Here is a 12,819-nt window from a genome sequence, read left to right as displayed (position 1 = left end):
GAACTTATCACCGTGATTTACAGATTGACCCAGCGGTCGGTGTGATCGAAAGCGAAATCATAACCGAACAGGCCAACCGAGCCTCCGGTATGCAAGAACACCACACGCTCATCCTTGAACGAGCCTTTGCGCGCCAGATCGATCAGACCGGCGGCCCCTTTGGCGGAATAGACCGGGTCGAGCAGAATGCCTTCCAGTTCGGCAAACATGCGGATCGCCTCAATGCCGCTTTCGGTCGGCAAGCCGTAGCCGTCGCCTACATAGTCGGTATTGGCCATCACATCCTCGCGCCGCACCACGTCTGGGCAACCCAATTTCTCAGCCGTGTTGCAGGCTAGATCATAGACCATCTGCTCTTGTTTGGTCTGCGGCGCGCGGGTGCCAATGCCAAGAACCGGAATGCCCGTATTCATGGCGCAAAGCCCGGTGACCAGCCCGGCTTGCGTGCCCGAGGAGCCCGTCGCATGCACCACGCGATCGATTTTGAGACCGGCGTTATTGGCCTGGCTCACAAGCTCTAGCGCGCAGTTTACATAGCCAAGCGCTCCGATCGGGTTCGAACCTCCGCCCGGAATGACATTGACGTTGTGACCTTCTTCACGCTTCTTCGCGGCCGAACGCTCCATCTCGGCGGGCATGTCGTGGCCGCCGGGAAACTTCTCGGTGGTTGCGCCATGCAAATGATCCAGCAGAACGTTGCCGTTGTTGTTGTAGTTGGCGTTGTTATAGCTGGTGCGGTCTTCCAGTAGGATATGACATTTCAAACCCAGCCGGGCAGCGAATGCAGCGGTTTGACGCGCATGGTTCGATTGCGTTGCCCCTTGTGTCATCACCATGTCTGCGCCTTGTGCGAGCGCTTCGCCGAACAGAAACTCTAGTTTGCGGGTCTTGTTGCCACCCGTCGACATGCCGGTGCAGTCGTCTCGCTTGATCCACAGATCGATTCCCAGAGCCTCGGACATACGATCCATCCGTTCAAGCGGTGTTGGCAGATGGGCAAGAAAAACACGGGGAAAACGGGAAAGATGCATCAAGCAGTCCTGATCTGAGCCCGGCACATGGTTCAAGACCGGTAGGTCTTGCCAACACGGGCCGCTGGGTAGGTTTCTGGGTTTAGAATGCCGCCTGTAGTCAAGCCGCAAGGTCAGGCCTAATCACAGCGGATGGGGCGCGTCGGTCAAGCGCACTGTACCCGGTTTCGAAAAAGCCGGAAAATAACTTCGATATTGCGCTCAGATTACCTGGTTGCTCATTCGGGGGGTGCGGGAATGGTTCGAAAGTCGTCATTCAACCACGGAAACCGCGAATTCATAGGCTCGGTCACATGACGACGGATCAGGTTTTGCAGTGTGTTGTGGATCAGTCGTGTGGTTGTCGACGGATAGATATTGGTCGTGAACAACGACACGGTGCGCGCAAAGCTTTTGCCCGGGAAAGGTAATGCGCGTGTATCTTTGTGGAATCGTCGTGCGCGATAGTAGCTGGCAGCAGTCGTGATCGTCCAACCACTGCCCCCGGCGACAAGTCCGATAATTGACTGATTACATTCAAGTTCGAACCGGTTGGGCAGGTTGATCTTGCTACGGGTTAGCTGAATTTCGATGAGTCTGCCTATGGTGTGATCACGCGAATATCGTAAAAGCGGAAGCGGACTGTCTGATTTGGTCAGTTCCTCGACCGGTCCGTCATATGCAGGCGGAAGAATGACGATAAACGGATCTCGAAGTAGCGGGAATTCGATTAACCCCTCAAAGTGCTCAGGAGGTCGGGTCGCAACGCCTGCATCCAGCTTTTGAGACTGCAGTTTGTCAAGAATCTCATGGCTGGGGCGGGTAAAGTGGCGAAAATTGCACCGCGGCAGGCTTGCAGAGAGATGACGGAAGAGTTCTGGCGCGACCCGGCTGTCAAAATCGTCAATCAGGCCCAGACGCAAATCTGTTGCATGTTGCCAACTGCCCGAGCGAAGCTCGGCCTCGCCCCGTTTCAAGGCGATCAGGCCGTCATGCACATGTCGTGAGAACACCGTGCCTGCGGGTGTCAGACCCATGGGTCTGCGGCTGTGGTCCACCAAATCCACATCCAGCGCCTTTTCAAGACTGCGCAAGTGATTGGAGACCGTACTGATTGACAAACCGGTTTCAGCTGACACCTTTTGGATTGAACCCAACTTGGAAATAAGTTGGAAGACCTCCAGCCACCTGAGACTGAGTGCTTTCTTTGTCATCGGGGGCTCCCAAACCAGCGAACTATCAGTCAAAAGCGAAACAAAGTTTCGCTTTTTACGCAACCAGTATTTTGATTTACTAATTCAACGCGTAAGGACTATGGTTTTTCTACTGTTCCAGAGTTCGGACGTTTCAAGAGCCGACAAGTGGAACCAGCAGGGAGAAAATAGTCAAAATGATCAAGAAATATCTGCTCACAACAGCATATGCCGGGATTGCGGCCGTCACCGCTTCACAAGCCGCCGCGCTTGATGAACTGACGGTTGCATATTTCCTCGAATGGCCGATGCCGTTCCAGTATGCAAAAGCAAACGGAACCTACGAAGAAGAACTGGGCGTCAAGATCAACTGGGTGTCTTTCGACACCGGTACCGCCATGTCAGCAGCGATGGCCTCGGGTGATGTACAGATCGCGGTCAGCCAAGGGGTACCACCGTTTGTGGTAACCACTTCGGCCGGTCAGGACATCCAGATCGTCGATGTGGCGGTCAGCTATTCAGACAACGACAACTGCGTTGTTGCCGAAGCGCTTGAAATCGACAAGGGCAATGCGGGTGAATTGAACGGCAAGAAGGTCGGTGTTCCGATCGGCACAGCTGCGCATTACGGTTTCCTGTCGCAAATGTCTCACTTTGGTGTCGACATCGGTTCAATGGAAATTGTTGACATGGCTCCGGCCGATGGCGCCGCGGCATTTGCGCAGGGCAACCTCGACATGGTTTGCGGCTGGGGTGGCGCGCTTCGTCGTATGACTGAGCATGGCAACATCCTGCTGACCGGTGCTGAAAAAGAAGAGATCGGTATCCTGGTGTTTGACGTCACTAGCGCTCCGGCAAGCTTCATCGAAGAAGAGCCTGAGCTTCTGTCGAAGTTCCTTAAGGTTACCGCAGATGCCAACGCCAAGTGGAACGCAGGCGACAGCAAAGATGAAATGCTGCCGGTGATTGCCAAGGATGCTGGTATGGATCCTGCAGACGCTGAAGCCACAATCGCGACTTTCACCTTCCCGTCAGTTGAAGACCAGCTGTCCGAGAAGTGGCTGGGCGGTGGCGCGCAAGACTTCATGCAGGGTGTTGCAAACGTGTTCGTGTCGGCAGGCAGCATCGAATCCGCTCTGGATTCGTATGATGGTGCCGTTAATGCAGGCCCGCTGACAGCTGCGAATAACTAATCACGCAGGACATTTCATGCGACCGGCCCCGGTTTCGGGCCGGTCGACAGCTATGAAAGCAGGAAGGAGGCAGGATGCCTGAACTGGACATCGTAGAATTGTCCATGCGCTTTGACTTACCCAACGGCTCCTCAGTACAGGCCCTACAAGATGTTTCACTCAGCCTTAAAGAGGGTGAGCTGATGTCTGTCCTTGGCCCGTCGGGCTGTGGTAAAACGACGTTGCTGAACATCGTTGCAGGATTTCTGGCGCCGACATCTGGCAAGATTGAACTGAACGGCCATCTGGTCAAAGGCCCTGATGCTGAACGCGGGATGGTGTTTCAGAAGGGCGCGTTGTTCGAATGGATGAACGTGCGGGAAAATGTCGAGTTTGGCCCGCGTATGAAAGGCATGCCCAAAGCCGAGCGTGACCAGATTTCCGACCATCTGCTTGAGGTCGTGGGGCTGCAGGATTTCAAGGACAAGGCGGTTTATGAACTATCGGGCGGGATGCAGCAGCGTGTTGCGTTGGCGCGGTGCCTGGCAAACGAGCCGGACGTCATCCTGATGGACGAACCGCTGGGTGCTTTGGATGCACTGACCCGTGAGAAAATGCAGGGCCTTGTCCTGAAGCTTTGGAAAGAAACGGGCAAGACGATCATCCTGATCACCCACTCGGTCGAAGAGGCCTTGTTGCTGGGTGAGCGTTTGATTGTCATGGCCCCCAGACCGGGGCGCATTCACCGCGAATACAATCTGCCTTTTGCTGAACGCGGTGTGAATGCCGATCTGCGTGATGTGAAGAAATCCGAAGGTTTTGCGGAAAAGCGCGATGAGATCCTCTCGATGATCTGGGAGATGGAAGAAGAAATTATGGGTCGGACGGAGCAGGCATCATGATTGTACTTCTCTTCTATATCGGCCTGTTCGGTGGCGCGTTTTTCATCGTCTACGCGTTACGCCGCGGTTTGCAATCGCGTCAGGATTTCACAAGCTTGAAAACTGTGACTTTCGGCGACGAAAGTGCCGTACGAGCGGATAGGGCTGCATCGATAATCTCAGTTCTCGTGATCTTTGTAATCTGGGCGGCTTTCACCGGCTCGAAGTTGTTTCCGATCCATGTGCCGGGCCCATTTGTAGGTGATACGCAATTCACCTATACGCTCGAAAACGCGGATGGCAGCACGGATGAAGCCACGATTTTTGTTCGCGTTCCAGCCTTCGGTGAGGAAGCAGAGAAATTCGAGGTCGAGCCCGGCAGCGGATTTGCCAAAGACGATGCGGTTGCTGCTGCTGCGGGCCGCTCATCGACGATCCTGTTCGACAAGAACGATGATGCCAAACGTAATGAGGGTGCAAAGATCGTCGCGATCAACGGCACACCTATAGGTGAAGGCCAAAAGGTTGATACAGGCGATGGTACCGTAACGCTGACCGGGAAAGGGGCGATCAGTTTCACCCCCAAACAGGGCTTGCAGATGAACCCCATCTGGCTTCCAGCCCCTGAAACCGTTGTGGCCCGGTTCTTTGAGATTGCGAATGAAGGCTACCAGAACTTCTCGCTTTGGGAGCATCTGGGCTGGTCGCTGTTGCGCGTGATTGCTGGGTTTATCGCAGGTGCGCTTGTGGGGATTCCGCTGGGTTATGCAATGGGCCTATCCGGTTGGTTCCGCGGCTGGTTCGATCCGATTGTCGAGTTCATGCGACCGGTGCCGCCACTTGCGCTGATCCCACTGGTGATCATCTGGTTCGGCATCTGGGAGACCGGCAAGATCGTTCTGCTGTTCCTTGCGGCCCTTTGGATCATGACCATCGCCGCGCGGGCTGGTGTGTCCGGTGTGAACATCTCGAAAATCCACGCAGCGTATTCTCTGGGGGCGTCGAAATGGCAGATCATGCGCCATGTGATCGTGCCTAACTCGCTGCCCGAGATTTTCACCGGTGCACGTGTGGCTATGGGTGTCTGTTGGGGAACTGTTGTTGCGGCTGAACTGGTTGCCGCACAAAAGGGTGCCGGCATGATGATCATCGCCGCATCCAAATTCCAGCTGACCGACATTGTCATTATGGGGATCGTCCTGATCGGGGTGATCGGATATGGAATCGATATCCTGATGCGCAAGGCCGAGAACTGGCTGGTGCCATGGAAAGGCCGCAGCTGATCGGTCTTTCCGATACTGTGGTAACAAAGCGGCCCCCGAGCAATCTCGGGGGCCTTTTGTTTCAGCTGCGATTAAGAACGCGGCGTTGGACCTTGCTGCTGTCTTAGCTTGAACACGGCATCGGTCTGTATACCTTCAGAGCTCCTGTGCCCAAGGCGGGTTTGCCCCCGCTCGGGATACGGTGACGGCAGCGACCTTTGCACCGTATTCAAGCGCGTCGCGAAGACTGCTTGTGGGCAAAGTGCGCAAGGCGGGTTTGTTGAGATGACCGGTTTGGCTTAGCGCGGCCAGCACACCTGCGTTGAACGTATCGCCAGCACCAACTGTATCCACGACCTTAACCTTCTGGACGGGCACGGAAACGTCCGTTCCATCAGAAAGATAGCCTGTCGCGCCATCCCCCCCTTTGGTCACGATTGCAATCGCTGGTCCTGCACGAAGCAGCAGGGGAATTTTCTCGGCATGGCTTTCGGGTCCCGGTATAATCCAATCAAGGTCTTCATCGGAAACTTTGATGATGTCGGTCTTTGCGATCATACGGTTCAAGCGGGTCCGGTATCGGGTCTGATCCTTGATAAAGCTGGGTCGAATATTGGGATCCAACATCACTGCATGATCCGCGCCATGACGATCAAGTGTGGATGCATAAGCATCAGCGCATGGTTCGCAAGCCAGGCTGATCCCTCCGAAATACAGTGCGGAAACGCCCGGTAGTTGATCCGGCATGTCTTCGGGCCGCAGCATCCGGCCCGCCGTATTCTCATCGACAAAACTGTATGTGGCGTGCCCATCCCGCAACTGCACGAATGCAAGTGTCGTAGGACGGTCCGAGCGGATAACGTGCGAGGTCGCGACATGGCTGATCTGCAAGGCGGCGATCAACTGTTCTCCGAACATATCCGTAGATAGCCCTGACAGAAGCCCCGTTTGAATGCCCAAACGACCCAATGCAATTGCTGTATTGAAGATCGCGCCGCCGGAATGTGGCACAAACCCTTTGCTGCCAGAAACCGTTGGTTCGGCAATCATATCGATCAGAGCTTCTCCACAGCACAGGATCATTCTGCTATCCCTCGGCCTGCTTGAAAATGCGCGGCCAAATTACCGTGCCAAGGCATTCTTACAGAAATTGTTAGCGCCAACAATGCCAAACTCATCCTGTTCTGACACATACAGGTTCATCGATTGCCGCAATTCATCGAACCGCCCACCCGCGTTGAAGGCACGCAGAAAATCCTGACCAAACAGCCAGCGGTTCTTTTCGGCCACCCCGCCAACCAGAAACACACCTCCGGAGGGGATAAGAGCAACAGCAAGATCGCCCATTATGGCGCCCAGATGCTCGGTAAACATTCGCGCCGCTTTGACAGCGCAGGTATCCGAGCCGTCCTGCGCATCCTGCAGAATGTCTTTTGCCGAACGTACCACACCCTCGGGCAGACCCTCGGCCATCCCGATCGCCTGATAGAGGACCGGCAGCCCGGTTCCGCTCAGGAACATCTCGGCCTCGATGGTGAGCGTATCGTCAAAAAAGCACTCGGGTATGATCTGGCGCGCTGCGCTGAAAACTTCGACCTCGTCAAGATGGCGCGGGGACAATCCAACATGGCCGCCTTCGCCGGAAACGGTGTGAAAATGTCCTTCGGAGTAGAGCAGGGCGCCCACGCCCAGCCCGGTTCCCGGCCCAACAACTAGCCGTGTCCCCAATGGTGGAGCGGCTGAGCCCTGCAATACCTCAACATCATTCTCGGTAATCTCGGCGACTGACCATGCGGCAGCAGTGAAATCATTGATGACATAGGTATGGTGCGCGCCGGTCGCTCGGGCCAGAGCGTCTTCGGAAAGATCAAGATTGGCATTGGTCAGGCGAATGGTGCCGTCCTGAACCGGCCCCGCCCCGGCCGCGACCACAGCGCGCGGCTGAGTCCCGACCTCGTCGCATAAACTGTGTAATGCGTCTTGCAGGTCGCTTACAGTGCCCGTGGGGTGTTTGCGAAGATCGGTCAGCGCCCCCTCGGTTACGACGCCCAATCTTGTATTGGTGCCGCCGATATCGGCCACCAGATTCCAATGTGCGTGTAACCCTCCCTTGGGTCTAACCCATGGGGCCGGCTGGGCGTCACTTGTTTGGATTGTCTGCAACGCCTCGACGTCGGTCCCGGACTGAACGAAAATGCCGTGTACCAAGGTGTCGGATTCAAGCGCGTCATGCACGAGCGCCAGCGAATGCACCAAGTCATGACCCGCATCGGCGGCTACGGTCACGAATGAAGGCAGCGATTGCTCATGTGTTGTGCGCATGAGTATGTCTATGTCAGCGCCCTCTTTCACGACTACGCTGCACCAATCAATCGGCTCGGCGATGATGGAAAAATCATCCCGCCAATTTTCGGGAAAGTGGCGGGCCAATCGATCCAGCAAAGACTGCGGGTATTGCCCGTTGGTTATCGTATCAAGGATGAGCGGATCGACCTCTACACCCAGATTGGCCATCCCATAGCTCCGCATTTCCTGACGCGCCGCGCCCTGTGCAAGCAATTGATGGTGCAGGCTGCGGGCATTAGTGCGAGGGTCGCGTTCGATTCCGACGGACGGGTTCAAGGTAGAGATGTTGAATATCCGATCACCCATCCGAGCGACGACTGCCTCAGAAAACGCTGCAAAATAGTCGGCCATTACTCGATTGCGCCACCCGCCGATATCCTCCAGCGCTGGGGGGATATCGTTGTGATCCAGCACAATGCATGGCCGAATGCTGTGTGCCAAAAGCTGATCAATCCGCTGCTCGCACTGATCCAATGCGCGTGCATCAGGAATGCGACCGTCTGGCATGATTTGCTGCCAACGGACTGTAAAGCGGTGCATGTCTAGCCCAGTTGCCGGTTCTGCAGGGGCAGCCGCACCAAACAGAAAGCCATTGGGAAAGTCAGAACGGGTATATTTCATTGTCGCAACCTGTTGGAGCCATGACCAGCGTCACGCCATCTAACAGGTTATGTTAGCGGTATCTAGATTAACGTTTATATGAACCGCGCGTCCTGAACAGGACATCACATCCCTCGATCTGCTGGCCGTCCCATGTCACTGAATGCGCATTATAGTTGATCAGCACTTCGTGCGACTGCGTCTCGCGCCGCCGCAGCCCTTTGGGCATCGGATGGAGCGCCAGATCCGTTTTCTGGGCCGCCATGGCTATGACGCGATCCCAAAGGGCCTCATCGGGGAACCCCGCCAAATACCAAAGACCGGCACCGCCATGCAACGCCGCAGTGCCATCTGCGAAAGAAAGCAATTTTTGCGCGGAGCCTGACAAGCGCTCAACCCAATGTTCCGCAGCACCGCCCCCTTCGACAATGCGGGTTACGCCGGGTGGCAAAGTCTCGATCAGATCGACATGGCTGCTGAGGCCATCAAGACCTGGGCGCCCCGAATCAGGGATCTGAAAATCTGCGGTGATTGCCCCGCTGCGCGGTCCCAGAACAGCAAGATTACACCCTTGTATTAGCCTTTGTTCAAGATCGCCTAAGGCAGCCAGGCCTGGTGCTAGGATCAGATTATAGTGCTCCTTGCCGACCTCGTCCTGAGGCACGAAATCCACCGACAACCCAGCGCGCCGCAGCGCGCGGTAGGCAGAGAATACGAGCCGGAAATAATCGAACCCCGCGCCCTGAGGCTGCGTTGTCCAGGCCCAATCAGATGCATAATCGAAGACGATAGCAACCTGCGCATGGATAGGCTGAACCGTGTCTATCGCGGCCAGATCATCGGAGGTCTGACGCGCCTCTGCCAAACCGGGTGCTTCGTCGCCATGCGGGGTAAGTAGACCGGCATGCATCTGTTCCTGCCCAAATGGCGCTTGCCGCCAGCGGAAATAGCTGACCACTTCGGCCCCATGGGCCACCGCCTCAAGCGACCAGAGGCGCACCATGCCGGGTAGGGGTGCCGGGTTGTAGGGGGCCCAGTTCACTGGACCGGGTTGCTGTTCCATGACCCACCAACGGCCTCGACCGACGGCGCGGTATAGGTCGTGGTGAAAGGCCTGCATGTCCGGATCACCCTGCTGCAGAAATGCAGTCTTGTGCGGCTCGTCCACTTCCAACCGATCCGACAGGAAGCCAATCGGATAGCTGTCCCACGTCGCGATGTCCAAATCCCTGCCTACATCGAAATGATCGAATTCCAGCACGCGCCCCATGTAATTGTGCAGCAATGGTTGATCCGTTAGCGGCCGCAGCGCATCGACCTGGGCCTTGTTGAACGCCACCACCTGATCCGAACTGAACCTGCGAAACGCCAAGACGTGTGCCGGGTTGGGCTCGGTCACGGTCTGGTTCGGCAGCTCGATCTGATCGAAGCTGTTATATTCCATCGACCAGAACACATTCCCCCAGGCATCGTTCAACGCGTCGATCGAGTTGTATCGGTTCGCCAGCCAGCGGTGAAAAGCATACAACGCCGCAGCACTATAGCTGAGCGTCGTATCGTGACAGCCATATTCGTTATCGATTTGCCAAGCAGCGATATGCGGGTTGCGGCCATAGCGCTGACCCATGATCTTCGTGATCCGCTTGCATTCGTCGATATAGCCGGTGTGACTAAAGCAATAATGTCTGCGTGAGCCGAACTTGCGTAGATTGCCATCAGCATCCACAGCCAGCATGTCGGGATGCTTGTCCAGCATCCATCGCGGAGGTGTTGCCGTCGGGGTGCCCAGCACAATCTTCAGCCCTGCCGCACCCAAGGTTTCAATCGCGCGATCCAACCAGTCGAATTGCAGGCCTCCAGCAGTGGGTTCCATTCGGCTCCAGGCGAATTCGCCGATCCTGACCCATTTCAAGCCAGTCTCGACCATGCGCGCGGCGTCCTGAGCCCAGTTTTCTTCGGGCCAGTGTTCAGGGTAATAGCAAACGCCAAGTTCCGGCTTCATAGTATAACTCTGTGTTCAGCTTGACCTTGCGCCACATTTGGCGCGGTCAGTGTCATGCCATTCGTCGGCGTTCTTGCAAGGGTGTCCGCGTCCAGCCCTTGGCGGGCGGTGGTGCAGAACAGTGTAGTCAGCTCATCACCACCAAAACTCGGGCACGAAGTGTGTTTGGCATCGAAGACGACAGCTTTCAGGAACTGACCGCTGGGCGTATAGGCTGCGACCCGGCTGGCACCCCATTGGGCGATCCAGATGTTTCCGTAGCGATCAACCACAGCGCCGTCCGGGTTCAGATCTTCGCTGCGCAGGTCAAGGAAGACCGCCGCTTTGCCTATGGGCCAGCCTGTCTGCGCGTCCAGTTCCCAACGCATGACCAGCTTGGTGGTGGTATCGCTGTAATAGCCGCAGGATCGGTCCGGCGCAAAGCAGATTGCATTTGAGATAGTGATATCTCGGACCAATGGCCGTAGCTCGCCATTCCAATAGCGATAGATCGAACCTGCGCCTACTTCTGCCTGTTTGCCCATGGTGCCAATCCAGAACCCGCCCCAAGGATCGGCGCGCCCATCATTGGATCGAGTCACCGGATTGTCGACCTCAAGCGGGGCGATCAAATCTTTGGCTCGACTCTCAAGCCCAAATCGCCACAGGCCGGTTTCCGACGCGATCAGCAAAGTGTCACGGTCTACCCATCCTGCGGCTGAGACATGTTCATCGAACGCCCAGCTATGCGCTTGTTCATTTTCTCGCGTCATCAATCGCTTGCCGATGATATCGAACCAGAAAAGCTGTTGCCGTTTAGGGTGCCACAATGGCCCCTCGCCCAATTCGCAGGGGCGGTCGTCATAGACCTGACTCATCCAACGGCCTCATCATAGGCAGCAACGATTTGCCGGGCACGGTTTGCTATTTCTCCAACTGCCATTCCGGGCTTATAGAGCGCAGATCCAATTCCGAAGCCGTCGGCGCTGGCCTCGATCCAGGTTCCAAAGTTCTCGGGGCCCGCACCGCCCACCGCAAAGACCTGAGCACCCGGCGGCAAAACAGGGCGCAGCGCAGCCAACCCTGCAAGACCGGCAAGCGAACCGGGGAAAAGTTTTAACCCCGTAGCCCCGGCCTGGAGCGCAGCGAAGGCCTCGGTCGGGGTGAACACACCCGGCCAGCTTTGCAGCCCAAGTGCGACAGAGCGTTGGATCACTGACACATCGCAATTTGGCGAAACGATCAGTTTGCCCCCGACATCGGCAACCGCGTCAACCTGATCGGGGGTCAATACAGTACCCGCCCCAATAAGCGCGCGGTCCCCGATTTCCGAGGCGAGAACTCGGATACTTTCCAGCGGATCGGGAGAATTCAACGGAACCTCAATCCGGTCTATGCCCGCTTCCAACAGGGCGTGACCGACGGGTATTGCCTCGTCAGGGGTCAGCCCACGCAGGATGGCAATGATGGGGCGGCTCATGCGGTTTGCCTCGTTAATGTTCGGGCCTGCGACAGACCCGCAAGTGTTGCGATTGTGGCGTCTGCGGTTTCGACCATGGCACCTTGTTGCTGCAGGGCGGTTGCGTAGGCGTTGGATAAGCTTTCCGAGCCGATGATCGCCAATTGCTGGCCCAGCCAATAGGGTCGCGATGCGGCAAGCTCGGCGCCAATCAGGAACCCTGAAAGACGGGCGCGTGCAACGCTCTTGTTTTGACCGTGCAGCAAATCAGCAGCCCGTAGCCCGAATAGGCGCGCTGCCAGCTGCTCGGGTTTCGACAGCATGTCGGCAACCGCTTCAGAAAAACTCGCGTCGTCCCAGCCCTCGTCAATTGAATGCTGCAGAACGGATTGCCCGCGCAGCAGATCAAACAACTCACCGGTCATGAAGGTTCGGAAACTAACGACCTCACCCGCACTGATCTGGGCCCATTTTGTATGCGTGCCGGGCAGGCAAATCACACCGTCCCAATTCTGATGCGTGCTGAGGAACCCCGCGATCTGAGTCTCTTCGCCGCGCATCACATCGGGAGGGCTGGGCTGTTTCAGCCCAGGGACAACGAAGGTCCGAATGCGCGGATCGGTGTTTGGAACACGGAATGGTACGACCGGGATTGGTTCGGACGGAACAGCTGAATACGGGGCCTCGACCCAACCTTGCCGTGCCCCAACCATTCCGCAGGCGATCACATCTACCGGTTGCCCGGGCAGCCAATCTTCGATCAAAGCCAGCAAGGCTGCCTGAAAACCTCCGCCGGTTGTGCGGGACATACCATCTGACGACGCGGCCTGTGCCAAAACGCTATCACCTTGCATGGCCCATGTCCGCAGATGAGATGTTCCCCAGTCAACAGCGATCCACTCGACATTCATAGCA

Annotated in this window: 11 protein-coding genes; 3 read left to right on the top strand and 8 right to left on the bottom strand. The window is 56.6% G+C overall.

What is annotated here, in order from left to right; all coding sequences use genetic code 11:
- Positions 1-17 precede the first annotated feature (17 nt).
- Positions 18-1,031 carry a D-cysteate sulfo-lyase gene (cuyA, locus tag ACR0CZ_RS01190; RefSeq protein WP_480537133.1) on the bottom strand — a complete coding sequence of 338 codons (1,014 nt, stop codon included), beginning with the start codon at positions 1,029-1,031 and terminating at the stop codon, positions 18-20.
- 218 nt (positions 1,032-1,249) lie between these two features.
- The gene (locus ACR0CZ_RS01185) at positions 1,250-2,224 is read right to left on the bottom strand and encodes a LysR family transcriptional regulator (protein WP_170394403.1); all 975 of its coding nucleotides are present in this window, start codon (positions 2,222-2,224) and stop codon (positions 1,250-1,252) included.
- A gap of 176 nt (positions 2,225-2,400) precedes the next feature.
- Between ACR0CZ_RS01185 and ACR0CZ_RS01180 the strand changes: the two genes are divergently transcribed.
- From ACR0CZ_RS01180 to ACR0CZ_RS01170, 3 genes are all read left to right on the top strand, one after another.
- Positions 2,401-3,396: a taurine ABC transporter substrate-binding protein gene (locus ACR0CZ_RS01180; RefSeq protein ID WP_170394406.1), complete on the top strand. Its 996-nt coding sequence runs from the start codon at positions 2,401-2,403 to the stop codon at positions 3,394-3,396.
- A 74-nt stretch (positions 3,397-3,470) separates the two neighbouring features.
- Entirely contained in the window at positions 3,471-4,277 is an 807-nt protein-coding gene (locus ACR0CZ_RS01175; RefSeq protein WP_170394409.1) for a taurine ABC transporter ATP-binding protein, read from the top strand.
- Positions 4,274-5,539: an ABC transporter permease gene (locus ACR0CZ_RS01170; protein WP_170394412.1), complete on the top strand. Its 1,266-nt coding sequence runs from the start codon at positions 4,274-4,276 to the stop codon at positions 5,537-5,539. The genes ACR0CZ_RS01175 and ACR0CZ_RS01170 overlap by 4 nt, the downstream gene beginning before the upstream one ends.
- A 135-nt stretch (positions 5,540-5,674) precedes the next feature.
- Here ACR0CZ_RS01170 and ACR0CZ_RS01165 read toward each other — a convergent pair whose 3' ends face one another.
- From ACR0CZ_RS01165 to ACR0CZ_RS01140, 6 genes are all read right to left on the bottom strand, one after another.
- On the bottom strand, positions 5,675-6,601 hold the full coding sequence (locus ACR0CZ_RS01165) for a carbohydrate kinase family protein (protein WP_170394416.1): 927 nt from the start codon (positions 6,599-6,601) through the stop codon (positions 5,675-5,677).
- A 39-nt stretch (positions 6,602-6,640) separates the two neighbouring features.
- Positions 6,641-8,485: a family 1 glycosylhydrolase gene (locus ACR0CZ_RS01160; RefSeq protein ID WP_170465749.1), complete on the bottom strand. Its 1,845-nt coding sequence runs from the start codon at positions 8,483-8,485 to the stop codon at positions 6,641-6,643.
- A gap of 67 nt (positions 8,486-8,552) precedes the next feature.
- Positions 8,553-10,466: a beta-galactosidase gene (locus ACR0CZ_RS01155; RefSeq protein WP_170394421.1), complete on the bottom strand. Its 1,914-nt coding sequence runs from the start codon at positions 10,464-10,466 to the stop codon at positions 8,553-8,555.
- Complete coding sequence (locus ACR0CZ_RS01150; protein ID WP_170394424.1) at positions 10,463-11,323, bottom strand: SMP-30/gluconolactonase/LRE family protein; 861 nt, start codon at positions 11,321-11,323, stop codon at positions 10,463-10,465. The genes ACR0CZ_RS01155 and ACR0CZ_RS01150 overlap by 4 nt, the downstream gene beginning before the upstream one ends.
- Positions 11,320-11,925 (bottom strand): 2-dehydro-3-deoxy-6-phosphogalactonate aldolase, encoded by a 606-nt coding sequence (locus ACR0CZ_RS01145; protein ID WP_170394427.1) that lies wholly within the window; start codon positions 11,923-11,925, stop codon positions 11,320-11,322. The genes ACR0CZ_RS01150 and ACR0CZ_RS01145 overlap by 4 nt, the downstream gene beginning before the upstream one ends.
- Entirely contained in the window at positions 11,922-12,815 is an 894-nt protein-coding gene (locus ACR0CZ_RS01140; protein ID WP_480537134.1) for a 2-dehydro-3-deoxygalactonokinase, read from the bottom strand. Before ACR0CZ_RS01140 ends, ACR0CZ_RS01145 begins: the two co-directional genes overlap by 4 nt.
- Positions 12,816-12,819 lie beyond the last annotated feature (4 nt).

The sequence above is a fragment of the Ruegeria sp. H9 genome (genome assembly GCF_056532915.1).
Note: the sequence above shows the minus strand (reverse complement) of the source record. Positions and strands in the feature narration are given on the sequence as shown.

Coding starts and splice junctions, on each gene's coding strand:
- ACR0CZ_RS01140 (WP_480537134.1), bottom strand. CDS start 12,815: ATGAATGTCGAGTGGATCGCTGTTGACTGGGGAACATCTCATCTGCGG.
- ACR0CZ_RS01170 (WP_170394412.1), top strand. CDS start 4,274: ATGATTGTACTTCTCTTCTATATCGGCCTGTTCGGTGGCGCGTTTTTC.
- ACR0CZ_RS01155 (WP_170394421.1), bottom strand. CDS start 10,466: ATGAAGCCGGAACTTGGCGTTTGCTATTACCCTGAACACTGGCCCGAA.
- cuyA (WP_480537133.1), bottom strand. CDS start 1,031: ATGCATCTTTCCCGTTTTCCCCGTGTTTTTCTTGCCCATCTGCCAACA.
- ACR0CZ_RS01175 (WP_170394409.1), top strand. CDS start 3,471: ATGCCTGAACTGGACATCGTAGAATTGTCCATGCGCTTTGACTTACCC.
- ACR0CZ_RS01180 (WP_170394406.1), top strand. CDS start 2,401: ATGATCAAGAAATATCTGCTCACAACAGCATATGCCGGGATTGCGGCC.
- ACR0CZ_RS01150 (WP_170394424.1), bottom strand. CDS start 11,323: ATGAGTCAGGTCTATGACGACCGCCCCTGCGAATTGGGCGAGGGGCCA.
- ACR0CZ_RS01165 (WP_170394416.1), bottom strand. CDS start 6,601: ATGATCCTGTGCTGTGGAGAAGCTCTGATCGATATGATTGCCGAACCA.
- ACR0CZ_RS01145 (WP_170394427.1), bottom strand. CDS start 11,925: ATGAGCCGCCCCATCATTGCCATCCTGCGTGGGCTGACCCCTGACGAG.
- ACR0CZ_RS01160 (WP_170465749.1), bottom strand. CDS start 8,485: ATGAAATATACCCGTTCTGACTTTCCCAATGGCTTTCTGTTTGGTGCG.
- ACR0CZ_RS01185 (WP_170394403.1), bottom strand. CDS start 2,224: ATGACAAAGAAAGCACTCAGTCTCAGGTGGCTGGAGGTCTTCCAACTT.